22 protein-coding genes are annotated in these 22,610 nt (G+C 72.3%); 17 read left to right on the top strand and 5 right to left on the bottom strand.

Annotated elements, in window-relative coordinates; all coding sequences use genetic code 11:
- Positions 1 to 14 precede the first annotated feature (14 nt).
- From Q8X39_RS08120 to Q8X39_RS08080, 9 genes are all read left to right on the top strand, one after another.
- On the top strand, positions 15 to 578 hold the full coding sequence (locus tag Q8X39_RS08120; RefSeq protein ID WP_305749144.1) for a bifunctional adenosylcobinamide kinase/adenosylcobinamide-phosphate guanylyltransferase: 564 nt from the start codon (positions 15 to 17) through the stop codon (positions 576 to 578).
- Positions 575 to 1,405, top strand: a complete 831-nt coding sequence (locus Q8X39_RS08115; RefSeq protein WP_305749143.1) for an ABC transporter substrate-binding protein — start codon at positions 575 to 577, stop codon at positions 1,403 to 1,405. Before Q8X39_RS08120 ends, Q8X39_RS08115 begins: the two co-directional genes overlap by 4 nt.
- Positions 1,406 to 1,437: 32 nt before the next feature.
- Complete coding sequence (locus tag Q8X39_RS08110; protein ID WP_305749142.1) at positions 1,438 to 2,448, top strand: FecCD family ABC transporter permease; 1,011 nt, start codon at positions 1,438 to 1,440, stop codon at positions 2,446 to 2,448.
- Positions 2,445 to 3,245: an ABC transporter ATP-binding protein gene (locus Q8X39_RS08105; RefSeq protein WP_305749141.1), complete on the top strand. Its 801-nt coding sequence runs from the start codon at positions 2,445 to 2,447 to the stop codon at positions 3,243 to 3,245. The genes Q8X39_RS08110 and Q8X39_RS08105 overlap by 4 nt, the downstream gene beginning before the upstream one ends.
- Positions 3,242 to 4,792 carry a cobyric acid synthase gene (locus Q8X39_RS08100; protein WP_305749140.1) on the top strand — a complete coding sequence of 517 codons (1,551 nt, stop codon included), beginning with the start codon at positions 3,242 to 3,244 and terminating at the stop codon, positions 4,790 to 4,792. The genes Q8X39_RS08105 and Q8X39_RS08100 overlap by 4 nt, the downstream gene beginning before the upstream one ends.
- Positions 4,793 to 4,883: 91 nt before the next feature.
- Positions 4,884 to 5,894 carry a nicotinate-nucleotide--dimethylbenzimidazole phosphoribosyltransferase gene (cobT, locus tag Q8X39_RS08095; RefSeq protein ID WP_407067989.1) on the top strand — a complete coding sequence of 337 codons (1,011 nt, stop codon included), beginning with the start codon at positions 4,884 to 4,886 and terminating at the stop codon, positions 5,892 to 5,894.
- Positions 5,891 to 6,685, top strand: coding sequence for an adenosylcobinamide-GDP ribazoletransferase (cobS, locus tag Q8X39_RS08090; RefSeq protein ID WP_305749138.1), 795 nt, complete (start codon positions 5,891 to 5,893; stop codon positions 6,683 to 6,685). The genes cobT and cobS overlap by 4 nt, the downstream gene beginning before the upstream one ends.
- 4 nt (positions 6,686 to 6,689) lie before the next feature.
- On the top strand, positions 6,690 to 7,289 hold the full coding sequence (locus Q8X39_RS08085; protein WP_305749137.1) for a histidine phosphatase family protein: 600 nt from the start codon (positions 6,690 to 6,692) through the stop codon (positions 7,287 to 7,289).
- A gap of 19 nt (positions 7,290 to 7,308) precedes the next feature.
- Positions 7,309 to 8,112: an ABC transporter substrate-binding protein gene (locus Q8X39_RS08080; RefSeq protein WP_305749136.1), complete on the top strand. Its 804-nt coding sequence runs from the start codon at positions 7,309 to 7,311 to the stop codon at positions 8,110 to 8,112.
- A 225-nt stretch (positions 8,113 to 8,337) separates the two neighbouring features.
- Here Q8X39_RS08080 and nth read toward each other — a convergent pair whose 3' ends face one another.
- Positions 8,338 to 8,976 carry an endonuclease III gene (nth, locus tag Q8X39_RS08075; protein WP_305749135.1) on the bottom strand — a complete coding sequence of 213 codons (639 nt, stop codon included), beginning with the start codon at positions 8,974 to 8,976 and terminating at the stop codon, positions 8,338 to 8,340.
- A gap of 214 nt (positions 8,977 to 9,190) precedes the next feature.
- On the opposite strand from nth, the gene Q8X39_RS08070 reads away from it, so the two are divergent.
- Positions 9,191 to 9,700, top strand: a complete 510-nt coding sequence (locus Q8X39_RS08070; protein WP_305749134.1) for a hypothetical protein — start codon at positions 9,191 to 9,193, stop codon at positions 9,698 to 9,700.
- Here Q8X39_RS08070 and Q8X39_RS08065 read toward each other — a convergent pair.
- Positions 9,658 to 10,119 (bottom strand): YchJ family protein, encoded by a 462-nt coding sequence (locus Q8X39_RS08065; protein ID WP_407067981.1) that lies wholly within the window; start codon positions 10,117 to 10,119, stop codon positions 9,658 to 9,660. The genes Q8X39_RS08070 and Q8X39_RS08065 overlap by 43 nt on opposite strands.
- A gap of 129 nt (positions 10,120 to 10,248) precedes the next feature.
- Between Q8X39_RS08065 and yaaA the strand changes: the two genes are divergently transcribed.
- From yaaA to Q8X39_RS08050, 3 genes are all read left to right on the top strand, one after another.
- Positions 10,249 to 11,031 (top strand): peroxide stress protein YaaA, encoded by a 783-nt coding sequence (gene yaaA / locus Q8X39_RS08060; RefSeq protein WP_305749133.1) that lies wholly within the window; start codon positions 10,249 to 10,251, stop codon positions 11,029 to 11,031.
- 65 nt (positions 11,032 to 11,096) lie between these two features.
- Complete coding sequence (locus Q8X39_RS08055; protein WP_305749132.1) at positions 11,097 to 11,963, top strand: 2OG-Fe(II) oxygenase; 867 nt, start codon at positions 11,097 to 11,099, stop codon at positions 11,961 to 11,963.
- Positions 11,964 to 12,014: 51 nt separating this feature from the next.
- Positions 12,015 to 12,620, top strand: coding sequence for a hypothetical protein (locus Q8X39_RS08050; RefSeq protein WP_305749131.1), 606 nt, complete (start codon positions 12,015 to 12,017; stop codon positions 12,618 to 12,620).
- A 49-nt stretch (positions 12,621 to 12,669) separates the two neighbouring features.
- Here Q8X39_RS08050 and Q8X39_RS08045 read toward each other — a convergent pair whose 3' ends face one another.
- Complete coding sequence (locus Q8X39_RS08045) at positions 12,670 to 14,058, bottom strand: MBL fold metallo-hydrolase RNA specificity domain-containing protein (protein WP_305749130.1); 1,389 nt, start codon at positions 14,056 to 14,058, stop codon at positions 12,670 to 12,672.
- A gap of 302 nt (positions 14,059 to 14,360) precedes the next feature.
- Between Q8X39_RS08045 and Q8X39_RS08040 the strand changes: the two genes are divergently transcribed.
- A complete protein-coding gene (locus Q8X39_RS08040; protein ID WP_305749129.1) occupies positions 14,361 to 14,969 on the top strand; it encodes a GNAT family N-acetyltransferase in 609 nt (202 codons plus the stop codon).
- A gap of 97 nt (positions 14,970 to 15,066) precedes the next feature.
- Here the strand turns inward: Q8X39_RS08040 and Q8X39_RS08035 are convergent, their stop codons facing one another.
- Entirely contained in the window at positions 15,067 to 16,572 is a 1,506-nt protein-coding gene (locus Q8X39_RS08035) for a DEAD/DEAH box helicase (RefSeq protein WP_305749128.1), read from the bottom strand.
- A gap of 505 nt (positions 16,573 to 17,077) precedes the next feature.
- Between Q8X39_RS08035 and Q8X39_RS08030 the strand changes: the two genes are divergently transcribed.
- A complete protein-coding gene (locus tag Q8X39_RS08030) occupies positions 17,078 to 18,280 on the top strand; it encodes an ammonium transporter (protein WP_305749127.1) in 1,203 nt (400 codons plus the stop codon).
- 105 nt (positions 18,281 to 18,385) lie between these two features.
- Here the strand turns inward: Q8X39_RS08030 and Q8X39_RS08025 are convergent, their stop codons facing one another.
- The gene (locus tag Q8X39_RS08025) at positions 18,386 to 20,695 is read right to left on the bottom strand and encodes a TonB-dependent receptor plug domain-containing protein (protein WP_305749126.1); all 2,310 of its coding nucleotides are present in this window, start codon (positions 20,693 to 20,695) and stop codon (positions 18,386 to 18,388) included.
- Positions 20,696 to 20,828: 133 nt separating this feature from the next.
- On the opposite strand from Q8X39_RS08025, the gene coaBC reads away from it, so the two are divergent.
- Positions 20,829 to 22,100 (top strand): bifunctional phosphopantothenoylcysteine decarboxylase/phosphopantothenate--cysteine ligase CoaBC, encoded by a 1,272-nt coding sequence (gene coaBC / locus Q8X39_RS08020; RefSeq protein WP_305749125.1) that lies wholly within the window; start codon positions 20,829 to 20,831, stop codon positions 22,098 to 22,100.
- Positions 22,101 to 22,124: 24 nt separating this feature from the next.
- The gene (gene dut, locus Q8X39_RS08015) at positions 22,125 to 22,577 is read left to right on the top strand and encodes a dUTP diphosphatase (RefSeq protein ID WP_305749124.1); all 453 of its coding nucleotides are present in this window, start codon (positions 22,125 to 22,127) and stop codon (positions 22,575 to 22,577) included.
- Positions 22,578 to 22,610: the final 33 nt, after the last annotated feature.

Below are 22,610 nucleotides of genomic sequence, written 5' to 3'. Positions count from 1 at the left end.
AGCGGGTCGCCCCCATGCACACCCTCATCCTCGGCGGCCAGAAAAGCGGCAAGTCCCGCGCGGCCGAAGCGCGTGCGGCCGCCTGGCTGGGCGCGGATCGGAGCCCAGCAGGGCAACGGGCCACCCTGCTGGCCACGGCCTGGCCGGGCGATGACGAGATGCGCCTGCGCATCGCGCGCCACCAGGCCGACCGGGCCGAACGGGTGCCGGGGCTGGCCACGCAGGAACTGGCGGGTGATCTGGCGCAGGCGTTGCAGGCACTCAGCACGCCCGATCACCTGCTGGTGGTCGACTGCCTGACGCTCTGGCTGACCCAGCTGACGATGCCGCCGCCCGGCCTGCCGGTGCAGGACGCCGAGGCGGCCATCGACCGCCTGTGCGCGGCCTTGCCCGCCTTGCCCGGTCCGGTCGTGCTGGTCTCCAACGAGATCGGCCTGGGCGTGATGCCGCTGGGGGCCGAGACGCGGCGCTTCCTCGATGCGCTGGGCCTGCTGGACCAGCGCGTCGCGGCGCTGTGCAGCCAGGTCACGCTGAGGGTGGCCGGCCTGCCGCTGCACCTCAAGGGCGGACCGGCATGAAGCGGCTGCTGATCGGCTGGTTGCTGCTGGCCGCCTTCATCGCGGGACCGGCCGGTGCGGCCGAACCGCGCCGCATCGTCTCCCTGCTGCCCTCCATCACCGAGGCCGTCTGCGCGCTCGATGCCTGCGACCGGCTGGTCGGTGTCGATCGCTATTCCAACTGGCCGGCCTCGATCGCCGGCCTGCCGAGGCTGGGCGGGATGGACGATGCGCAGCTGGAGCGCATCGTCGCGCTGCGGCCGGACCTGGTGCTGGCCGCGCCGTCGACGCGGGTGGTCGAGCGGCTGTCCGCGCTGGGCCTTCGCGTGGTCACGCTGCAGGCCGAAAGCCAGGAAGACGTGCGGGTGGCGCTGCGCCGGATCGCCACGCTGCTGGGCCGGCCGGAACGGGCCGAGACGCTGTGGGCGGCCATCGAGGCCGACCTCGAGACCGCCGCCCGGCGCGTGCCGGCGCACTGGCGCGGTCGCAGCGTGTACTTCGAGATTGCGAGCACACCGCATGCGGCCGGGGCCGCGTCCTTCATCGGCGCGACGCTGGCGCGGCTGGGGCTGCGCAACATCGTCGATCCCGGCATGGGCCCCTTCCCGCAGCTCAACCCCGAATTCATCCTGCGTGCCGGGCCGGACCTGGTCATGGCCGCCGCGCAGCCGCTGGCCGAGATGCCGCGCCGGCCTGGCTGGAACCGGCTCGCGGCGCTGGCGTCGCGCCAGACCTGCGCCTTCGCGCCGGTGCCCTACGACATGCTGGTGCGTCCCGGCCCACGGCTGGGCGAGGGCGCCCGGCTGATCGCCGACTGCCTGGCCGCCTTGCCGGCGCCCGCGCGCTGAAACCCGCACCGCGCCGCGCCGCCATCGCCGCCATGCCCGCCGCCGAACGCCTGCGTCGCCTGCGCCTTGCGCTGGCCCTGCTGCTGCTGATCGCGGTCGGGCTGGCCGCCGGCCTGCTGGCGGGCAGCGAGGGCTGGCACCTGTCGGCCATGGCGGACCCGGCGGGTGGCGAGCTGATCCTGTGGGAGATCCGCGCTCCGCGCAGCCTGGGCGCGCTGCTGGTCGGCGCGCTGTTCGGGCTGTCGGGCGCGCTGGCGCAGGGGCTGTTCCGCAACCCGCTGGCCGATCCCTACCTGCTGGGCTCGGCGGCCGGCGCGTCGCTGGGCGTGGTGATCGTGCTGGCGGCCGGCGGCCTGCTGGGCGCGTCGCTGCCGCTGGCGGGTGCGGACCTGATCCAGCGCCTGGGTCTCGTCGGCGCGGCCTTCGTCGGCGCGCTGGGCGGCGTCACCGCCACCCTGCTGCTGGCGCGCGGGGCCGAGCACACGACCCGGCTGCTGCTGGCCGGCGTGGTCGTCGGCGTGCTGCTGGGCGCACTGAACGACCTGGTGACGCTGTTCTCGCCGGACGCGCTGCGGGGCCGGCAGGCCTTCCTGATGGGCCAGACTGGCCTGCTCGGCTGGCCCAGCGTGACCCTGCTGGGCGCGGCGCTGGCCGCGACGCTGCCGCTGGCCTGGCGGCTTTCGCGCGTGCTGGACGCGCTGGCGCTCGGCGAGGACAGTGCCCGCAGCCTCGGCCTGGCCTTGCCGCGGCTGCGCGCGGCGCTGGTCGTCCTGATGGCGCTGGCCACCGGCACGGCGGTGGCCCAGGCCGGGCTGGTCGCCTTCGTCGGGCTGGTCGCGCCGCACCTGGTCGCCCGATTCGTTCGCGCCCCGGCCGGCTACCGCCTGGTCGCCAGCGCGGCGATGGGCGGTGCGCTGCTGCTGTGGGCCGACATCGTCGCGCGCAGCGTGATCTCGCCCCAGGAACTGCCGGTCGGTGTCTTCACCGCCGTGCTGGGCGGTTGCTACTTGCTGGTGCTGCTGTCGCGCAGGGGCTTGCGGTGACGAAGGTGCTGCGCTGCATCGACCTGGCGCTGGCACCCGAGGGTGTCGCCGAGCCGGTGCTGGAGCACGTCGGTCTGGAGATCGGCACCGGCTGGACCGCCATCGTCGGCCCGAATGGTGCCGGCAAGTCGACGCTGCTGCGCGGCCTGGCCGGGTTGCTGTCGCCGCGCGCCGGCCGCATCGAGCTGGACGGGCGTGACATCCACCGGCTGGCCGCGCGCGAGCGGTCCCGCCACATCGCCTGGCTGGCGCAACAGGCCGAGGCCGGTGGCGAGCTGACGGTGCGCGACATCGTCATGCTGGGCCGCCTGCCGCATCAGGGCCTGTTCGGCGCGACCCGCGTGCAGGACCAGGCGGTGGTCGCGCAGGCCATGCAGGACACCGAATGTGCCGACTGGGCCGACCGCCGCCTGTCGGACCTGTCCGGTGGCGAGCGCCAGCGCGCGCTGCTGGCCCGCGCGCTGGCGGTGCAGGCGCCGGTGCTGCTGCTGGATGAGCCAACCACCCACCTCGACGCGCCGCACCAGGTCGCGCTGGTGCGGCTGATGCGCCGGCTCGGGCGCTCGCAGACGGTGGTCAGCGTGCTTCATGACCTCGGCCTGGCGCTGGCGGCCGACCGGCTGGTCGTGCTGGAGAAGGCCACGGCAGGTCCGGGCGGCGGCCACATCCGCGCCGTCGGCGCGCCTGACGATCCGGCGGTGCATGCGGCCCTGCGCGACGTCTTCGGCGGCGCGATCCGCATCGAGCGCCTGGGCGACGAATGGCTGGCCTTGCCCGACCTGGGGCTCACGCGATGAGCCCGTCGCGTCGGGCGGCCCGCGCCGTCATGGTGCTGGGCACCACCAGCGGCGCCGGCAAGAGCTGGCTGGCCACGGCGCTGTGCCGCTGGTATGCGCGGCAGGGCCTGAGCGTGGCGCCGTTCAAGGCCCAGAACATGAGCAACAACGCGCGGGTCGTGCCCGGCCTGCCCGGGCCGGATGGACGGCGCACGCCCGGCGAGATTGGCAGCGCGCAGTATTTCCAGGCCCTGGCTGCGCGGGTGCAGCCCGAGGTCTGCCACAACCCGGTGCTGCTCAAGCCCGAGGTCGACATGCGCAGCCAGGTCGTCGTGCTGGGCCAGGTCCGGCGTGATCTCGCCGAGGTGCCATGGCGCGCGCGCAGCGAGGCGCTCTGGCCGCATGCGCGCGACGCGCTGGCGGCGCTGCGGGCCGAGCATGACGTGGTCGTGATCGAGGGCGCGGGCTCGCCGGCCGAGATCAACCTGCATGCCAGCGACTACGTGAACATGCGCACCGCCCGGGCCGCCGACGCGGCCTGCCTGCTGGTCACCGACATCGACCGGGGCGGTGCCTTCGCGCACCTCTACGGCACCCATGCGCTGCTGCCGCCGGACGAGCGGGCGCTGATCCGCGGCTTCGTGCTCAACCGCTTCCGGGGCGACGCGGCCTTGCTGTCGCCCGGGCCCGAGCAGTTGCAGGCGCTGACCGGCGTGCCCACGCTGGGCGTGCTGCCGATGTGGCGCGGCCATGGACTGCCGGAGGAGGACGGGTTGCATGACGGTCCGGGCGATGGCGGCCCGACCTCCGGCGGCGACGTCAGCCACCGCATCGCGGTGATCGTGCCTCCGCGCATCAGCAACCTCGACGAGTTCCAGCCGCTGCGCAACCTGCCGGGCGTGCGCCTGAGCTGGGCCCGCACGCCGGCCGAGCTCGACGGCGTCGACTGGATCGTGCTGCCCGGCTCCAAGCACAGCCGGGCCGACCTGGCCTGGCTGCGCGCGCAGCGGCTCGATGCGGCCATCGCCCGCCATGCGGCGGCCGGCGGCGCGGTGCTGGGCCTGTGCGGCGGCCTGCAGATGCTGGGCGAGGCGCTGATCGACCTCGACGGCATCGAAGGCGGCGACGCCGGCCTCGACGCTGTCGACGCCTGCATGCCCGGCCTGGGCCTGCTGCCGCTGGTCACGCGCTTCGAGCCGGTCAAGCTGCTGCGCCCGACCACCGCCGCCTTCGCCGCGATGGACCCGGCCGGACCCTGGGCGGCGCTGTCGGGCATCGCCTGGCAGGGCTACGAGATCCACCACGGCCGCAGCGTGCCGCACCCGGCCATGGCCGCCCCGCAGGTCGCGCTGCGCAGCGCCGATGGTGAGCCGATCGGCTGGCAGGCCGGCCCGCGTGGCAACGTGCTGGGCCTGTACGCGCACGGCCTGTTCGAATCGCCGGCCGTGCTGCAGGCGCTGTTCGGTGCCCGGGTGCGCACGCTCGACCATGTCTTCGACGGCCTGGCCGACTTCATCGACACCCACCTCGGGCCGGCGGCGCTGCGGGGCCTGCTGCAAGACCCTTGAACACGAGCTTTCCGACATGAACGATGCTGACCTGAACGACGCCGACCTGACCCTTGCGCCCGACCGCGTCGACCTGCCAGAGGTCGCGCCGATGCACGACCCGGCGCTGGCTGTGCGGGTGCAGCACGCCATCGACCACAAGACCAAGCCGCTCGGTGCGCTGGGTCAGCTGGAGGCCCTGGCCCTGCAGCTGGCGCTGATCCAGGGCCGCGACCTGCCGCAGCTGGTGCAGCCGCAGATGGTGGTGTTCGCGGCCGACCACGGCCTGACCGCGCGCGGCATCTCGGCCTATCCGGCCGACGTGACCGCGCAGATGGTGCTGAACTTCCTGGCCGGCGGCGCGGCCGTCAGCGTGCTGGCGCGCCAGCATGGCCTGGCGCTGACGGTGGTCGACGCGGGCGTGCGGCAGGACTTCGAGCCCCACCCGCAGCTGCGCCGCTGCAAGGTCGCGCCCGGTACCGCCGATGCCTCGCAGGCTCGCGCGATGAGCCTGTCGCAGGTCGCCCAGGCGATCGCGGTCGGCCGGGACGTGATCGCCAGCCTGCCGGGCAACGCGGTGCTGCTGGGCGAGATGGGCATCGGCAACACCTCGGCCTCGGCGATGCTGGTGGCGCGCCTGACCGGCCTCCCGATCGAGACCTGCACCGGCCGCGGCACCGGCCTGGACGACGCCGCGCTGGTGCGCAAGACGGCCGTGCTGGCCGAGGTCCTGGCCCGCCATGCCGACGCGGTCGAGCCGCTGGCCGCGCTGGCCGCCTTCGGTGGCCTGGAGATCGCCGCGCTGGTCGGCGCGGTGCTGGAAGCGGCCGCGCAGCGCCGCGTCATCGTCGTCGACGGCTACATCGTCGGCGCGGCCGTGCTGGTCGCCCAGCGGCTGCGCCCGGCGGTGCTGCCACGCTGCGTGTTCGCGCACCGCTCGCAGGAGCCCGGCCACCGGCTGCTGCTGGAGCACCTCGGCGTGCGCCCGCTGATCGACCTGGACCTGCGCCTGGGCGAAGGCTCCGGCGCCGCGCTGGCCTGGCCGCTGCTGGAATCGGCCTGCCGGTTCCTGGCCGAGATGGCCAGCTTCGAGTCGGCCGGCGTGAGCGGTCCGGCGCCATGAACCGGTGGGTCCACGAGCTGCGGCTGTACCTCATCGCCCTGCAGTTCTTCACCCGCGTGCCGGTGCCGGCCTGGGTCGGCTACACGCCGGCATGGATGCATGCCAGCGCGCGCCACTATCCCGGCGTCGGCCTGCTGGTCGGGCTGTGGGGTGCGGCGGTCCTGGCGGCGGCGTCGCTGGTCTGGCCTGCCACGGTCGCGGTCGGCCTGTCGATGGCGGCGACGGTCTGGCTCACCGGCGGTTTCCACGAGGACGGCCTGGCCGACACCTGCGACGGCCTGGGCGGGGCGGTCACGCGCGAGCGGGCGCTGCTGATCATGAAGGACTCGCGCCTGGGCAGCTACGGTGCGCTGGGCCTGCTGCTGGTGCTGGGGCTGAAGGCGGCGACGCTGCACGCGCTGGTCGTCGCCGGCCTGGCGCAGGCGCTGCTGGCCGGCGTCTGGGCCCATGCGGCCTCGCGTGCCGTGCCGGTGCTGTTGCTGGCGCTGCTGCCGTATGCCGGCGATGCCGAACATGCCAAGGCCAAGCCGATGGCGCAGCAGGTCTCGCGCGGCGGGCTGGTTGCGGCGCTGGCCTGGGTGGCCGTGCTGACGGCGCTGGCCGCGACCCTCGGTGCCGGCGGGCTCGCGCTGGCGGCGGCGCTGGGGGCGCTGGCGTGCGTCACCTGGACCTGCCGGGGCTGGTATCGGCGGCGGCTGGGCGGCTACACCGGCGACACGCTGGGGGCCGCGCAGCAGGTCGGGGAACTGGCCGCCTTGCTGGGCTGGCTGGCGGCGGCGGGATGGACCTGAACGCATGACGCGCGGACTGGAGCTCACCGGGCCGATGGCGCTGGCCGAACTGCGCGTCTGGCGACATCCCCGCGCGCAGGGCGCGGCCGGACGCTGCATCGGCCGCACCGACCTGCCGGTCGACCGGCGTCGCGCGCGGCGGCTGGCGCACCGCATCCGCACGGCCCAGCGGCGCGAGGGCGGCGAGCGCGTGATCGTGACCTCGACGCGGCGCCGCGCCGCCGATGTCGGCCGCTGGCTGCGCCGCTGGGGCTGGCACCACCACATCGACCCGCGCCTGGACGAGGCCGACTTCGGCCGCTGGGACGGCCTGCGCTGGCGCGAGATCGAACCGGCCGACTGGGCCGGCTGGACCGATGCTTTCGTGACCCACCGGCCCGGCGGCGGGGAGAGCGTCGCGATGCTGCGCGCGCGCGTGCGCTCGCTCATCGACGACCCGGTGCTGGCCGGCGCGAGGGTCTGGGCGGTCGGCCATGCCGGCTGGCTCAACGCGCTGCGCACCCTGCACCTGGACCCGCTCCGCGCGGTCGACTGGCCCGCGCCGATCGGCCATGGCGTCGACCTGCGGCTGCGGCCGATGGCTCCCGGAGGAGCCTTCCGATGACCCCCGATGGAGCTGCCCGATGACCCCAGACCGCCACCCGCGCCGCATCGTCTGCCTGACCGAGGAAACCACCGAGACGCTCTACCTGCTGGGCGAGCAGCACCGCATCGTCGGCATCTCCGGCTACACCGTGCGGCCGCCGCAGGCACGCCAGGAGAAGCCGCGGGTCAGCGCCTTCCTGAGCGCCAGGATCGACCAGATCCTGGCGCTGGAGCCCGACCTGGTGCTCGGCTTCTCGGACCTGCAGGCCGACATCGCCAGCACGCTGGTCCGCGCCGGCGTGCCGGTGCACGTCTTCAACCACCGCACGATCGACGGCATCCTGGCCTCGATCCAGATGGTCGGCGCGATGGTCGGCGCCCAGGCGCGCACCGCCATGCTGCTGGCCGAGCTGCAGGCCGGGCTGGACGCGGCAGCCGCCCGCGCGGCGCTGCTGCCGCGTCGGCCGCGGGTCTATTTCGAGGAATGGATGGACCCGCTGATCTCGGGCATCGGCTGGGTCAGCGAGCTGATCGTGCTGGCCGGCGGCGAGGAATGCTTCCCCGAGCTGGCCGGGCGTTCGCTCGGGCGCGACCGCATCATCGCGGACCCGTCCGAGGTGCTGCGCCGCTCGCCCGAGCTGATCCTCGGCTCCTGGTGCGGGCGCAAGTTCCAGCCGGCGACGGTCGCGGCGCGGCCCGGCTGGGACGCCTTGCCGGCGGTGCGCGACGGCCAGGTCTTCGAGATCAAGTCCAGCGAGATCCTGCAACCCGGCCCGGCCGCCCTGACCGACGGCCTGCGCCGCATCGAGGCCCGCATCCAGGCCTGGGCAGCGAGAAGCTGAGGGCCCCCACGCTCACTGCGTTCGCTGCCCCCCGAGGGGGCGCAGGCCACCCTTGGGGCGGCCCGGCGGGTGACCTGGAGCCCCCACGCTCACGGCGTTCGCTGCCCCCCGAGGGGTCGCAGGCCTGCCTTGGGGCGGCCCGGCGGGTGGCCTGGAGCCCCACGCTCACGGCGTTCGCTGCCCCCCTAGGGGGCGCAGGCCTGCCTTGGGCAGACGCGAGCGGCCTCAGGTTGCGGTGGTCTTGGGGCTGAAGTCGCAGCAGTCCGCCACCGAACAGGCCGCGCAGCGCGGCTTGCGGGCCTGGCAGACGTAGCGGCCATGCAGGATCAGCCAGTGGTGGGCGTCGACCCGGAAGCGTTCCGGGATGCGTTCGAGCAGCTTCAGCTCGACCGCCAGCGGCGTCTTGCCCGGTGCGAGCCCGGTGCGGTTGCCGACCCGGAAGATGTGCGTGTCGACCGCGCAGGTCGGCTCGCCGAAGGCGACGTTGAGCACCACGTTGGCGGTCTTGCGGCCAACGCCGGGCAGCGCCTCCAGCGCCTCGCGGCTGCGCGGCACCTGGCCGCCATGGCGCTGGATCAGGATCTCGCAGGTCTGGATCAGGTGCCGCGCCTTGCTCCGGTACAGGCCGATGGTCCGGATGTGCGCCATCAGCCCGTCAAGTCCGAGCGCCAGGATGCGCGCCGGCGTGTTGGCCACCGGGAACAGCCGCCGGGTCGCCTTGTTGACGCCGACATCGGTCGCCTGGGCCGACAGCAGCACGGCGGCCAGCAGCTCGAACACCGAGCTGTATTCAAGTTCCGAGGCCGGCATCGGGTTGGCGACCTGCAAGGTCGTGAAGAAACGCTGGATCTGGTCTTCTTGCATCCGGTCAAGTCTAGAAGGGTCGCTGCGCCGGCCGATATCAGAGGGACAACCCGTCGAGGGCGACGGGAACGATTGCAGCCTTGTCCGGGACAATACCTGCAACAACTTGTAGTCATTGAGTCAGACTACAACTCAAGTCAATTGAAACCATGTTGAGTTGTCACTCTGACCCTTGCGTGGTGTTCCCCCCAACGGATGAATCATGATGGCGCGCATGTCCGCACACGATCTGCCCGAACCGGCCCGCGACATCAGCGCGCTGGGCTGGTCCATGACGCTGTTCGGCCTGGCCGTGCTCTGCGGTTCACTGGTGCTGCCGGAGCGGCCGCTGCTGCTGGCGCCGATGGCGGCGTTGCTGGCGCTGGTCGGCCTCGGCCTGCTGCGGCGCGCCACCTGGTCGCGCGGTGCGGCGATGGCGCTGTTCGCCGGGATGATCCTGGCGCAGCTGGGCATGCGCTGGCTCGAATCTGACCTGTTCCTGCCGATCGCCGAGGCGCTCAGGGGCGTGCATGTCCTGGGCATGGGGATGGCCCCGTCGCTCCAGGCCGCGGTGGTGCCGACGCTGAGCCTGTCGAGCGCCGTCGTCGGTGCGCTGATCTGCCTGCTGATGGCGCACTTCTTCGTCCGGCTGGACTCGGCTGCCGTGCGCCTGGAGTTCCTGGCGGCGGGGCTGACCCCGCCTCAGGCGACCGGACCGGGCTCGCCGACGTCGCCGTCGATGTAGAGCCAGCGCCCGTCGCGGCGCTCGAAGCGGCTGGTCTCGACCAGCCGGTGGGCCTTGCCACCGGACTTGCTGCGGGCCACGAAGCTGACGCGCGCGTGGTCGGCATCGATCACCTCGTGGCGACGGATGCTCAGGCCGAGCCAGCGCAGGCCGGGCTCGTTGGGAGCCAGGTCGGCGGGGCAACGGGCCGGGTCCCAGGTCTCGCGCAGGTAGTCCAGCCGATCGAGCACATAGGCGCTGTAGCGCGAGCGCATGAGCGCCAGCGCATCCGGCGCCTGCAGGTGCAGCGCGCCGCCGTGCCAGCGGCCGCAGCAGTCGGCCAGGCGCAGGCGGCGGGACTCGCCGAGGTCGCAGGGGCAGGGCGCCTGATCGGCATCGGGCGGCGTCGTGGCGGGGCGGTGGGAAGCGGGGCGGTTCAAGGCGGGGACCGGGTCGTGGCAAGGAGTCGTGGCGAGGGGGCGGCCGGGGCAGGCCGGGGGCTGCACGCGGATTGTGGTGCGCGCCGATAATCCGCGCCGCTTTCGCTCTGCCACCGCTGCGCCTCCCCCATGCTGTTCGTCCTTTCGCCAGCCAAGTCGCTCGACTACGAGACGCCCACCCGCGTCAACGCCACCGAGCCGCGCTACATGGCCGAAGCCGCCGAGCTGATCGGCCTGCTGCGCGAGCGCAGCCCCGCCCAGATCGCCGAGCTGATGGACCTGTCGGACCCGCTGGCCACGCTCAACGCGGCCCGCTACGCCGCCTGGCAGCCCGAGTCCGACCGCCGCAACAGCAAGCCCGCCGTGCTGGCCTTCAACGGCGACGTCTACGACGGCCTGGACGCCCGCACGCTCAAGCCCGCCGACCTGCGCTGGGCCCAGTCGCACCTGCTGATCCTGTCGGGCCTGTACGGCCTGCTGCGTCCGCTCGATGCCCTGCAGCCGTATCGCCTGGAAATGGGCACGCGGCTGGCCAATGCGCGCGGCAAGGACCTCTACGACTGGTGGGGCGACACGATCTCGCTGGACCTGGCCGAACGCCTGGCCGGCCAGCGCCAGCCTGTGCTGGTCAACCTGGCCTCGCAGGAATACTTCAAGGCCGTGCGCCGTTCGGTGCTGCAAGCCGCCGGACCGGTCCGGGTCATCGACTGCGTGTTCGAGGACTGGAAGGACGACGGCTACAAGATCATCAGCTTCCACGCCAAGCGCGCCCGCGGACTGATGGCACGCCACGCGATCACGAACCGTATCCAGCGCGTCAGCCAGCTGGGCGATTTCAACCTGGGTGGCTATGCCTACGCACCCGAGGTCTCCGAGCCCGACCGGCTGGTCTTCCGGCGGCGTCAGGCGTGACATCTCGAATCAATCCTGGGCGCGGCTCAAGGCAGCGCCGCGACGCCCGGGGCGACAATCCCGCGATGACGACGACGAGCATGAACCGCCAGACCGCCACCCCCGAACTGCGCCTGTGGATCATCGAGCAGGCCCGCGCCGGACACGGTCCGGAGGCGGTGCTGACGTCGATGCGGGAAGCCGGCTGGCAGGAGGACGTCGCGGTTGCCGCGCTCGAGGAGACCCTCAGCGCCCACCTGGCCGAGCAGGGCCTCAGCGCCGACCTGCCGCCGGGCTCGGTGGTGCCGGAGCCCTCGCTCGACGGTGCGCCGGTTCATGTCGAGGCCGCCGGGCGGCGCGTCACCGTGCTGACCCAGATGCGACTGCCCCGGGTGGTGGTCTTCGGCGGCCTCCTGTCGGACGAGGAATGCGATGCACTGGTGGCGCTGGCCAGTCCGCGGCTGGCCCGCTCCGAGACGGTCGACAACGACACCGGCGGCAGCGAGGTCAACGAGGCCCGCACCAGCCAGGGCATGTTCTTCGGTCGCGGCGAGAGCGAGCTGATCAGCCGGGTCGAGGCGCGCATCGCCGCGCTGCTGAACTGGCCGGTCGAGAACGGCGAGGGCGTGCAGGTGCTGCACTACCGCCCGGGTGCCGAATACAAGCCGCACTACGACTATTTCGACCCGGCCCAGCCCGGTACGTCGACCATCCTCAAGCGTGGCGGCCAGCGCGTCGGCACGCTGGTGATGTACCTGAACACGCCCACCCGCGGTGGCGCGACGACCTTCCCGGACGTGGCCCTGGAAGTGGCGCCGATCAAGGGCAACGCCGTCTTCTTCAGCTACGACCGGGCCCATCCGGTGACGCGCACGCTGCACGGCGGTGCGCCGGTGCTCGAGGGCGAGAAGTGGGTCGCGACCAAGTGGTTGCGCCAGGGCCGCTTCGACTGATCTCCCATCCCGTCCCCGGACGGCCACACCCAGACTGCACAGGAAGACAAGATGACCCGTACGACCGCCGCGCTCGCCCTGCTGGCCCTGCTCCTGAACGCTGCCACCGCCGGTGCGCAGACTTCCACCGCCGGCGGCAACGCGGCCCGCACGGGCACGACGACCATCGTGCTGCCGACGCCGGTGCCGCCGCAGCCGGTCCAGCCGCCGGTGGCCACGGCCCCGACGGCACCGGCCGCCGCGCTCGGCGAGATGCCGGCGGCGACGCCGGCGCCGGGTGCCGCGTCGACGGCGCGCGAGCGCAAGACGCGTCGCGAGCTGGCGGCGGAGAAGGCTGCCAGCCGCCAGGCCACGGCTGCAACTGCGGCGGCGAAGAAGTCGTCCAGCCGGCAGAACCTGGCCGGCAAGGGCGAAGGCCGCAAGACGGCCGCAGAGAAGGCAAGCCTGAAGAAGGCGAGCCTGCAGAAGTCCGGTGCGCAGAAATCCGGCATGCAGAAATCCGGCGTCCAGAAGGCCGCCCTCAAGTCCCGCGCCGCCGCGTCGACCGCGAATCTGAAGGCCTCGAACAAGGCGGCGAGGGCCGACAAGGTCGCCAGGCCGGCCAAGGCCGAGAAGCCGCCGCGCAAGCCGGCCATCGACGACGGTTCGCGCCCCTGAGCCTGTTGCGGGCCGACGCCGCCCGATGAGGCTGGCTGCGTCGTCCGCCTCAGTCGCCGGTGGTGTCCGCCACTGCCAGCGCGACCGATTCGCCCGGTCGCGGCACCCGCGCCGGCCAGCCCAGCTCGCGCTCGATGCGCAGCCGCAGCGCGTCGCTGGACGAAGGCTCGCCATGCACCACCAGCACCTGCCGGGGCGGTGCGGGCAGCTGGCGCATCCAGGCCACCAGGCCGTTCGCATCGGCATGGCCGGACAGGCCGCGCAGGTGGTGCACCTCGGCGCGCACCGGCACGATCTGGCCCATCACCTTGATCTCGCGCGCACCGTCGACCAGCCGTCCACCGCGGCTGCCGGCCACCTGGTAACCGGGGAAGACGATGCTGTGGCGCGGCTCCGGCGCCATCGCCGCCAGGTACGTCAGCACGCGCCCGCCGGTGGCCATGCCGCTGGATGACAGGATCACCGCCGCGCCCTTGCGGCGCGCCAGGCGGCGTGAGTCCGCCGCGTCCTCGACCGCCGTGACGCCGTCGCACAGCGTGCGCAACTCGGCCTGCGACAGCCGCATCAGGCGCGGATGGGCCAGGTGGATGCGCGTGGCGGCCTGCGCCATCGGGCTGTCGAGGTAGATCGGCAGGCCGGCCGGCAACTCGCCGCTGCGCTTCAGGCGCTGCAGCACCAGCATCAGCATCTGTGCACGACCGACCGCGAAGGTGGGCATCAGCACGCTGCCGCCGCGATCGATCGTGCGGCGCACGATCTCGCCCAGCCGCGCCGGCTCGTCGGGCGCGTCGTGCAGGCGGTCGCCGTAGGTGCTCTCGACCAGCAGCAGGTCCGGCGCGTCCGCAACGGTCTGCGGCGGGCGCATCAGCAGGTCGTCGGAGCGGCCGATGTCGCCCGAATACACGAGGGTGTGCAGGCGGTCGCGCAGCGTCACCGAGCAGGCGCCCAGCAGGTGGCCGGCCGGCGTCAGGCGCGCGGTCAGGCCGGCGGCCGGGCTGAACGCCTTCAGCGGCGTGATCGGCCGCATCAGCTCGATCGCGCGGATCGCGTCGCGCCGGGTGTAGAGCGGCCGCGCCGGCAGGTGGCGGGTCCAGCCGCCGCGGTTGGCGCGCCGCGCGTCCTCTTCCTGCAGATGCGCCGAATCGAGCAGCAGCACCTCGGCCAGGTCGCGGGTGGCCGGGCTGCACCAGATCCGCCCTCGGTAGCCTTCGCGCACCAGCGCCGGCAGCCAGCCACTGTGGTCGAGGTGCGCGTGGCTCAGGATGACCGCATCGAGGCTGTGCGGTGCGATGCCCAGTGGCAGCCAGTTGCGTTCACGCAGCGGTTTCCATCCTTGGAACAGGCCGCAGTCGAGCAACACGGTGGCCCCGTCGGCACCCCGCACGAAGTGGCGCGAGCCGGTCACGCAATCGGCCGCTCCAAGGATCTGCACCAGCATGTCGCACTCCGCCTGGGTTGTGTGCCATCAGCTTCGCCGACGGGCGCGGTGTGCTGCAAGCTGGGGCGCACTGGAGCCTGTCCGGCGTCAAGACCGGGCTAAATCACGCCGATTGATTTGCTTGCCACAACTCCGGTGAGATTGGACAAGCGGTTGACAAAGATGAATGAAAGCCAAAATCATGGGAAAAGTACCCACTACGCCCGCTGGTGTGACGACACGTTGCCTGACATGATGGAGTCATTGCAGTTGTGAACAATCGCACAAAGTTCATGAAGGCAATCCCCCTTTTGGAGGTATCCATGTCTGCGCTTCCCGCCTTCTCCGACACCGGCATGTTCGCCTCTGGCGCCGCCGTGCGGGTGCGTGCGGCCCGGATCCGCGACTGGCCACGTCTTCAGGGCCTGATCGCCGAGGTGTTTCCGGACGTCGACCAGTCGACGATTGGACACTGGCTGTGTGACGAGCGTCACAAGTTTGCTGTTGCATTCACCGAATCGGGCCTCGCAGGCCTGGTTCGTCTGCAGGTTCATCCCGGCGAGCGGATCACCGAAGTCTCGGCGCTGGGCGTGTTGCCGACCGCCCGCGGCCAGGGCGTGGCACGCGCGTTGATGAACTATTGCGAAGAGGTCGCCTGTGCTTGCGGGGCGCCGAGCTTGGAGCTGGAGTTACCGGCAGAAGCTCGCGACACGCAAGCCTTTTTTCAGCATCTGGGTTTTGTGACCCAGAAGCAAGCCGGTCGGCAGGCCCAACCGGGGTCGGCGCGCTGGGTGCGCCGCGCGCCGGTGCCGGTCTGGCCGGACTGGGAACTGCGGCGCGAACATGCGCCGCGCGTGCCGCCGGCGACGCTGCATCGCCTGGCGATGCGGGCGCTCTATGGCGCCTGGATGAGCGCCGCACGACCGAACTGAGTCCGCCCGGTTTTCCTCGCCGCCATGAAAAAGACGCCTCGTGAGGCGTTTTTTTTTCGACCTGCGCAACGGCCTTGCGGCCGCGCGCGGGTTGGCGTCAGCGGCTCGGCTTGGCGCGGTTGAGTGCTGCCGGCGCGTGGCCACGCGGGGCGTTCGAGCCGCCGCCCGGGCCGCGACCCTGGGCCGGGCGGTTGCCGCCGCCGTTGCCGGCGTTGCCACCACCGCCGCCGCCACCACCACCGGCCGGACGACCACCGCCCGATCCCTGCGGCCGGCCGCCGGCCTGCGCCGGGCGACCCTGGCCCTGACCGCCGCCCGAGCCCTGCGGACGCGCGGCCGGACGGCCACCGCCGCCACCGCCGCCACCACCGCCACCGCCACCACCGGCCGGCCCCCCGCGACGCGGACCCCCGTTGAGCGTGCGGCGACCGATCTGGATCGGCTCCGGACGCTCGCCCGGATCGGGCTCGTAGCCGGCGACCACCTCGGCCGGGATGCTGCGCTTGATCAGCTTCTCGATGTCGGCCAGGAAGCCTTCCTCGTCGACGCAGACCAGCGAGAGCGCCTCGCCCTGCGCGCCGGCACGGCCGGTGCGACCGATGCGGTGCACGTAGTCCTCGGGGACGTTGGGCAGCTCGTAGTTGATGACGTGCGGCAGCTGGTCGATGTCGATGCCGCGCGCGGCGATGTCGGTCGCCACCAGCACCGTCAGGTCACCGGTCTTGAACTCGGCCAGTGCCTTGGTGCGGGCACCCTGGCTCTTGTTGCCGTGGATGGCCATGGCGCTGATGCCGGACTTGTTCAGGAACTCGCACAGGCGGTTGGCGCCGTGCTTCATCCGCGTGAACACCAGCACCTGGTGCCAGTTCTGGCTCTGGATCAGGTGGGCCAGCAGGTCCTTCTTGCGTTCGCGGCCGACGCGGATGACGCGCTGCGCGATCGTCTCGGCGGTGGTGTTGCGGCGCGCCACCTCGATCACCTGCGGCTTGTTCAGCAGCCGGTCGGCGAGGGTCTTGATCTCGTCGCTGAAGGTGGCCGAGAACAGCAGGCTCTGCTTCTTGGCCGGCACGATGGCCAGCACCTTCTTGATGTCGTGGATGAAGCCCATGTCGAGCATGCGGTCGGCTTCATCGAGCACGAAGAACTGGACCTGGCTCAGGTCCAGCGTGCCTTGCTGGTGGTGGTCCAGCAGGCGGCCCGGTGTCGCCACCAGGATGTCGACGCCACGGCGCAGGCGGTCGACCTGCGGGCCCATGCCGACGCCGCCGAACATGACCATGCTGGTCAGCTGCAGGTACTTGCCGTAGGTGCGCACGCTTTCCTCGACCTGGGCCGCGAGTTCGCGCGTCGGGGTGAGGATCAGTGCGCGGATGGCCGGGCGGCCGTTGCGGTTCTTGACCGGCTCGCCAGCGGCGAGCTGGTGCAGCAGGGGCAGGGTGAAGCCGGCTGTCTTGCCGGTGCCGGTCTGCGCGCCGGCCAGCAGGTCACCGCCGGCCAGCACGGCGGGAATCGCCTGGCGCTGGATGGGGGTGGGCGTCTCGTAGCCTTCCTCGCGCACGGCGCGCAGGATGGGCTGGGCCAGGCCCAGGTCGTCAAAACTCATGGAGGGATGGTTTCCCGCTCGGTGGCGGGGCGACGGGCTGCAGGCTTCCAAGGCGGAAGCGCCAGTCGTGGAGCCCATCGGTGCAGGAAGGTCGGAGGTGACCGACGCGGCCAGACTGGAGTGGCTGCGTCTGGCGCGATTGTACGGGCTTGATGCGGCGCAGCATCGACGCCGTCGATCGGGACTTCAGGGTCTATTCGACGTTTGCGATCGCCGCCGCCCGTCCGGGCCGCTCGTCAGGCCTGTCCGATGAGCTGATTTGGTGCACACGTCCATCCGTGGTGCGTTCTTGAGATGTCGTTGCCGTGAGTTGGTGCGTCGGACGCGGCGACGCGCTGGATGGGGTGTCGGCCGCACCCCGGCAAGGCGTCGCTTCGCCAGCAGGCACCGACATGGGTACGGTGCTTGCTAAGTTGGTGCGCCTGGCGCGCGATCGGCGTGCACGGTGCGCTGCCGGCGTGCGGTCCCGGGCCCGGCGTTTCCCCTGTCATCCCACGGTTTTTCCATGAATTCGATCCAACAAGGCGCCGACGCGCTGTTCATCCTGCTGGGCGCCATCATGGTGCTGGCCATGCACGCGGGCTTCGCGTTCCTGGAACTCGGCACCGTGCGCAAGAAGAACCAGGTGAATGCGCTGGTCAAGATCCTGGTCGACTTCGCGGTCTCGACCATCGCCTATTTCTTCGTCGGCTACACGGTGGCCTACGGCATCGACTTCTTCACCGGCGCGGACACGCTGGCGCAGAAGAACGGCTACGAGCTGGTCAAGTTCTTCTTCCTGCTGACCTTCGCGGCGGCGATCCCCGCGATCGTCTCCGGCGGCATCGCCGAGCGCGCCAAGTTCGGCCCGCAGCTCATGGCGACGGCGCTGATCGTGGCCTTCATCTACCCGCTGTCCGAGGGCGTGGCCTGGAACCGCCACTTCGGCCTGCAGGACTGGCTCAACGCCACCTTCGGCGCCGACTTCCATGACTTCGCCGGCAGCGTGGTCGTGCATGCGGTCGGTGGCTGGATCGGCCTGGCCGCCGTGCTGCTGCTCGGCGCGCGTGCCAACCGCTACCGCAAGGACGGCGCGATGAGCGCCCACCCGCCGTCGAGCATCCCTTTCCTGGCGCTCGGTGCCTGGATCCTGGCGGTGGGCTGGTTCGGCTTCAACGTGATGAGCGCACAGACGCTCGACAAGCTCTCCGGCCTCGTCGCCGTCAACTCGCTGATGGCGATGGTCGGCGGCACGCTGGTGGCGGTGCTGATGGGCCGCAACGACCCCGGCTTCGCCTACAACGGCCCGCTCGCCGGCCTGGTGGCGGTCTGCGCCGGCTCGGACCTGATGCACCCGATCGGCGCGCTGATCGTCGGCGGCGTGGCCGGTGCGATCTTCGTGCAGCTGTTCACCCTGACGCAGAACCGCTGGAAGATCGACGACGTGCTGGGCGTCTGGCCGCTGCACGGCCTGTGCGGCGCCTGGGGCGGCATCGCCTGCGGCATCTTCGGCCAGCCTGCCTTCGGTGGCCTGGGCGGCGTCAGCTTCATGAGCCAGCTGATCGGCACGGTCCTGGCGATCGCCTGGGCGTTGCTCGGCGGCCTGGCGGTCTATGCGCTGCTGCGCCAGGTCTTCGGCCTGCGCCTGAGCCAGGAAGAGGAATACGAAGGCGCCGACCTGTCCATCCACCGCATCGGCGCGACGCCCGACCGCGACACCAACTGGTGACACAGGCCGGCCGCAGGCGCCGTCGGTCGAGCGCCGGGCCGCCCCAAGCCGACCGACACCCCCACGGGGGGTGGCTGCGGTATGCCGCAGCCGGGGGGCTGACGTTCACAGCTTCAATTCAAGCCGGATGCTCCAGCTGGTCTGGCTGGGCTCGAAGGCCGTGGTGGTCGACTGGATCGCGTTCGTCGCGTCGGCCGATGCGACCGAGGTGGTCGAGGTCTCGTCGCGTGGCACCAGGTTGCTGGCCGACAGCCGCAGTTGGGCCACCGGGCTGAAGCGCCACAGCGCGTAGGCGTCGAGCACCCGCCGCGCGTCGGTCGTGCTGCGCTGGCTGGTCGACTGCTGGACGGCGTAGGACGGCGTCAGCGCCATGTTGCCGCCGACCGTCAACGGCAGCTCGCGCAGCTTGTAGTCGGCGCCGACGTTGGCGGTCCAGCCCGGCTGCTGGTCAAGCCGGTTGTCCGGCCCGGCGATGCCATCCACGCGTGAGCGGAACACCGATCCGGCCGTGCGCAGGTCCACCGGCCAGGCGTTGGCAACGGCTTCGTCGAGCCGGAACTTGGCCTCCAGCTCGACGCCCTCGGTGGTGGCGTTGCCGATGTTCTGAGGCCGCGACACGAAGCGCGGCACGCTCGACCAGCTGACCGTCTCCAGCGCCGTCTGGTTGCGGATCAGGTCGTGGATGCGGCGGTGGAAGACGCTCGCGCTGAGCACGCCGCCGCCGTCGAGGTAGCGCTCGAAGGCCAGGTCCAGGCCGGTCGCCAGCTCGGGCCGGATGTCCGGGTTGCCGGCGCGGTCCGGGCTGCTGGCGGTGTTCGCGCCGTTGGCCGGGAAGCGGCTGTTGATGCTCGGCCGCGCGGCGATGTTCTGCAGCGTCGGGGCGCGGTAGCTGCGCGTCAGGCTGGCGCGGATCTGGTCGCGGCCGCCTTCCTCCAGCCGGTAGATGGCATGCAGCAGCGGGCTCAGCACGGTGCTGCGGTTGTGCACCAGGCCGTCGGCCAGGTCGCTGCGGGTGGTGATGGATTCCCAGCGCAGGCCGCCCTGCAGCGCCCACTGGCCGGTGACGGCCCATTCGTCCTGGGCCCAGAAGGCGCTGCGCAGGGTACGCGCGCTCAGGTTGTCGCCGAAGTCGGCCAGCAGCGAGCGGGTCGTGCCGGACGGCAGCAGGGTCTGGACGCTGCTGCGGCCATCGTCGCGCTGGCCGCGCTCGAACTCCCAGCCAGTGGCCAGCTGGTGGTCGCCGCCGAGGCTGCGCGTGAGCTTGCCGCCGGTGCTCCACCACTGCTCGTCCAGCGAGGTGATGTCGTGCTGGCTGCGGTTGTCGATGCCGCCGAGCGACTCGGTGCGGCGCGTGTCGGCGTCAAAGTTCGAGCGGCTGTAGCCGCCGCGCGCCTCCAGTCGGGTGCCGCCCTCGAAGCGGCTGGTCCACTGGCCATTGAGGCGCAGCAGGCGGAAATCGCGCTCGGTCTGCTGCGTCGCGGTGTCGAAGTCTGCCGTGCCGGTGTCGGTGCGGCGGCTGGCGCGGCTGTCGCCACCGCCGTGCGACAGGATCGCGAAGGGCGACAGCGACAGCGTGTCGGCCGGCCCGAGCTTCCATTGCAGCCGTCCGCCGAGGTGGGCGGCGTTGCGCCAGTCGCGGCTCTCGCTCGTGTCGGTCTGGTCCAGCGTGACGGCCTCGGCGCCGCCGGCCAGCGGGGTGCTGGTCTCGCGTGTGCTGCTGCGGCTGTCGGTCAGCCGGTCGCTGCGCATCAGGTGGGCGTTGAGGTTGTAGCTGAAGTCGCCGAGCTGGTCGGCGCGGCTCCAGTTCGCGCTCGGCTGCAGGTGGTCGTCCTCGTCGGTGATGCCGAGGTTGACGCTGTTCAGGCGCTTGCGCACGTCCTCGCGCAGCACGATGTTGATCGTGCCGGCGATGGCCTGCGCGCCGGTCTCGGCGGTCGGCGCGCGCAGCACCTCGATGCGGTCGAGCTGTTCGGGCGTCAGGTCGTCGAGCGACAGGCCCGCGCCCATGCGCTCGCCGTTGATCAGGATCTGCGTGTAGCCGCTGCCCATGCCGCGCATGCGCACGGCGCCGCCACGGCCGGGTCGCCCGCCCAGCGTCACGCCGGGCAGGCGCTTGAGGACCTCGGCGACGCTCTGGTCGGCGTAGCGGTCCAGTTCGTCGCGGCCGATGATGGTCTTGGCGGCGGTCGATTCACGGCGGATCGCGGTCTCGACGGCTGCGCCGGTGATCTCGACCCGTTCGAGCCGCGCCGCGCCGTCCTCGCCCGGCTGGGCGGCGTCAGCGGGTGCCGGGGTGACGGTGGCCGGACGGGCCGGAGCGGTCTGGGCCAGCGCGGCGGCGGGCATCAGGAGCGTGGCCAGCACCGGGGCCAGCATGGGCTTGAGCGGACGGATGGTTTGCGACGGTGCGGTCATGTCTCGGGGCAGGGGCGTTCGATCGATGGGCGCCGATTGTCTGTGCGTCGCGTCTGCGTTGCTGCCTTGGGTTCATGACAGATGGAACCGGGCCGGCCAGGCTGCGCCAGCCCCCCGTTTAGACTCGCGCCCCATGACCCGGACCCCCGAAAACGATCCTCGCCCGTCCGCGCGGCGTGACCTGGACGGCCTGCGCATCGTGCTGGGCCTGAGCGGCGGCATCGCCTGCTACAAGTCGGCCGAGCTGCTGCGGTTGTTGGTCAAGGCCGGCGCCGATGTGCACGTCGTCATGACCGAGGGCGCCCGCCGCTTCATCACGCCCGACACGATGCAGGCGCTCTCCGGCCACCCGGTGGCGAGCGACATCTGGGATGCGCGCGAGCCCAACGGCATGCCGCACATCAACCTGACGCGCGGGGCCGACGCCATCCTGGTCGCGCCGGCCACGGCCGACTGCATCGCCCGGCTGGCCCAGGGCCGCGCCGACGACCTGCTCGGCCTGACCTGCCTGGCGCGCCCCTGGGGCAGCGGCGCCGAGCGCGTCCCGCTGGTGATCGCGCCGGCCATGAACCGCGAGATGTGGGCCCACCCCGCCACCCAGCGCAACCTGCGCCAGGTCGTCGCCGACGGCGCGGTCGCGCTCGGTGTCGACGCCGGCGAGCAGGCCTGCGGCGAGGTCGGCGACGGCCGCATGCTCGAAGCCGCGCAGATCGTCGAGGAACTGATCGCCGTGCTGTCGCCCAAGCCGCTGGCCGGCGTGCGCATGCTGATCACCGCCGGGCCGACCTTCGAGGCGATCGACCCGGTGCGCGGCATCACCAACCTGTCGAGCGGCAAGATGGGCTTCTCGATCGCCCGCGCAGCCCGGGAGGCCGGCGCCGAGGTCACCCTGGTCGCCGGGCCGGTCCACCTCGACACGCCGCGCGGCGTGCAGCGCATCGACGTGCGATCGGCCGCGCAGATGCACGACGTGGTGCTGCCGGCGGCAGCCCGCCACGACGTCTTCGTCGCCACCGCCGCGGTGGCCGACTGGCGGCCCGCCGCGCTGAGCCAGCACAAGATCAAGAAGGACGGCAAGAAGGTCGCGCCGACCTTCGAGCTGACCGAGAACGCCGACATCCTCGCGGCCGTCGCGGCCCTGCCGCAGCCGCCGTACTGCGTCGGCTTCGCGGCCGAGAGCGAGAAGCTGGCCCAGCACGCGCGCGAGAAGCGGGTCCGCAAGAAGGTGCCGCTGATCGTCGGCAACCTCGGTCCGGCCACCTTCGGCCGCGACGACAACACCTTGCTGCTGGTCGACGCACACGGCGAACAGCCGCTGCCCGCCGACGGCCGCCCGCTCGACAAGCTGGCGCTCGCCCGCGAGCTGGTGCGCGAGATCGCCGCCCGGCTGGCGCCACCTCGCTGAACCCGTCCCACCGTTGGCGCATCCATGACCCACCGCATCGACTTCAAGATTCTTGACGCGCGCCTGCGCGAGACCCTGCCGGCCTACGCCACGCCCGGCGCCGCCGGCCTGGACCTGCGCGCCTGCGTGGACGCGCCGCTGGAACTGGCGCCTGGCGCCAGCGTGCTGATCCCCACCGGCATGGCGATCCACATCGGCGACCCAGGGCTGGCTGCGGTGATCCTTCCGCGCTCCGGCCTGGGCCACAAGCACGGCCTGGTGCTGGGCAACCTGGTCGGTCTGATCGACAGCGACTACCAGGGCCCGCTGATGGTCAGCGCCTGGAACCGCAGCAGCCTCGCCTACACGATCGCGCCCATGGAGCGCATCGCGCAGCTGGTCATCGTGCCGGTGGTGCAGGCGGCCTTCCGCGAGGTCGACGACTTCAGCGCCTCGTCACGCGGCGCAGGTGGCTTCGGCTCGACCGGGCGGGGCTGACGACCGCAGCGCGGCGCGGGAGGCCGCTGGGCG

This window comes from Leptothrix discophora (assembly GCF_030705305.1).
GTDB classification, from domain to species: Bacteria; Pseudomonadota; Gammaproteobacteria; order Burkholderiales; family Burkholderiaceae_C; genus Sphaerotilus; species Sphaerotilus discophorus.
This window is presented reverse-complemented; position numbering and strand designations above follow the sequence as displayed.

Bases quoted from the DNA above. Each gene is read 5' to 3' on its own strand.
- Q8X39_RS08120 (WP_305749144.1), top strand. From the start codon at position 15: ATGCACACCCTCATCCTCGGCGGCCAGAAAAGCGGCAAGTCCCGCGCG.
- Q8X39_RS08115 (WP_305749143.1), top strand. From the start codon at position 575: ATGAAGCGGCTGCTGATCGGCTGGTTGCTGCTGGCCGCCTTCATCGCG.
- Q8X39_RS08110 (WP_305749142.1), top strand. From the start codon at position 1,438: ATGCCCGCCGCCGAACGCCTGCGTCGCCTGCGCCTTGCGCTGGCCCTG.
- Q8X39_RS08100 (WP_305749140.1), top strand. From the start codon at position 3,242: ATGAGCCCGTCGCGTCGGGCGGCCCGCGCCGTCATGGTGCTGGGCACC.
- cobT (WP_407067989.1), top strand. From the start codon at position 4,884: ATGCACGACCCGGCGCTGGCTGTGCGGGTGCAGCACGCCATCGACCAC.
- cobS (WP_305749138.1), top strand. From the start codon at position 5,891: ATGAACCGGTGGGTCCACGAGCTGCGGCTGTACCTCATCGCCCTGCAG.
- Q8X39_RS08085 (WP_305749137.1), top strand. From the start codon at position 6,690: ATGACGCGCGGACTGGAGCTCACCGGGCCGATGGCGCTGGCCGAACTG.
- Q8X39_RS08080 (WP_305749136.1), top strand. From the start codon at position 7,309: ATGACCCCAGACCGCCACCCGCGCCGCATCGTCTGCCTGACCGAGGAA.
- nth (WP_305749135.1), bottom strand. From the start codon at position 8,976: ATGCAAGAAGACCAGATCCAGCGTTTCTTCACGACCTTGCAGGTCGCC.
- Q8X39_RS08070 (WP_305749134.1), top strand. From the start codon at position 9,191: ATGTCCGCACACGATCTGCCCGAACCGGCCCGCGACATCAGCGCGCTG.
- yaaA (WP_305749133.1), top strand. From the start codon at position 10,249: ATGCTGTTCGTCCTTTCGCCAGCCAAGTCGCTCGACTACGAGACGCCC.
- Q8X39_RS08055 (WP_305749132.1), top strand. From the start codon at position 11,097: ATGACGACGACGAGCATGAACCGCCAGACCGCCACCCCCGAACTGCGC.
- Q8X39_RS08050 (WP_305749131.1), top strand. From the start codon at position 12,015: ATGACCCGTACGACCGCCGCGCTCGCCCTGCTGGCCCTGCTCCTGAAC.
- Q8X39_RS08045 (WP_305749130.1), bottom strand. From the start codon at position 14,058: ATGCTGGTGCAGATCCTTGGAGCGGCCGATTGCGTGACCGGCTCGCGC.
- Q8X39_RS08040 (WP_305749129.1), top strand. From the start codon at position 14,361: ATGTCTGCGCTTCCCGCCTTCTCCGACACCGGCATGTTCGCCTCTGGC.
- Q8X39_RS08035 (WP_305749128.1), bottom strand. From the start codon at position 16,572: ATGAGTTTTGACGACCTGGGCCTGGCCCAGCCCATCCTGCGCGCCGTG.
- Q8X39_RS08030 (WP_305749127.1), top strand. From the start codon at position 17,078: ATGAATTCGATCCAACAAGGCGCCGACGCGCTGTTCATCCTGCTGGGC.
- Q8X39_RS08025 (WP_305749126.1), bottom strand. From the start codon at position 20,695: ATGACCGCACCGTCGCAAACCATCCGTCCGCTCAAGCCCATGCTGGCC.
- coaBC (WP_305749125.1), top strand. From the start codon at position 20,829: ATGACCCGGACCCCCGAAAACGATCCTCGCCCGTCCGCGCGGCGTGAC.
- dut (WP_305749124.1), top strand. From the start codon at position 22,125: ATGACCCACCGCATCGACTTCAAGATTCTTGACGCGCGCCTGCGCGAG.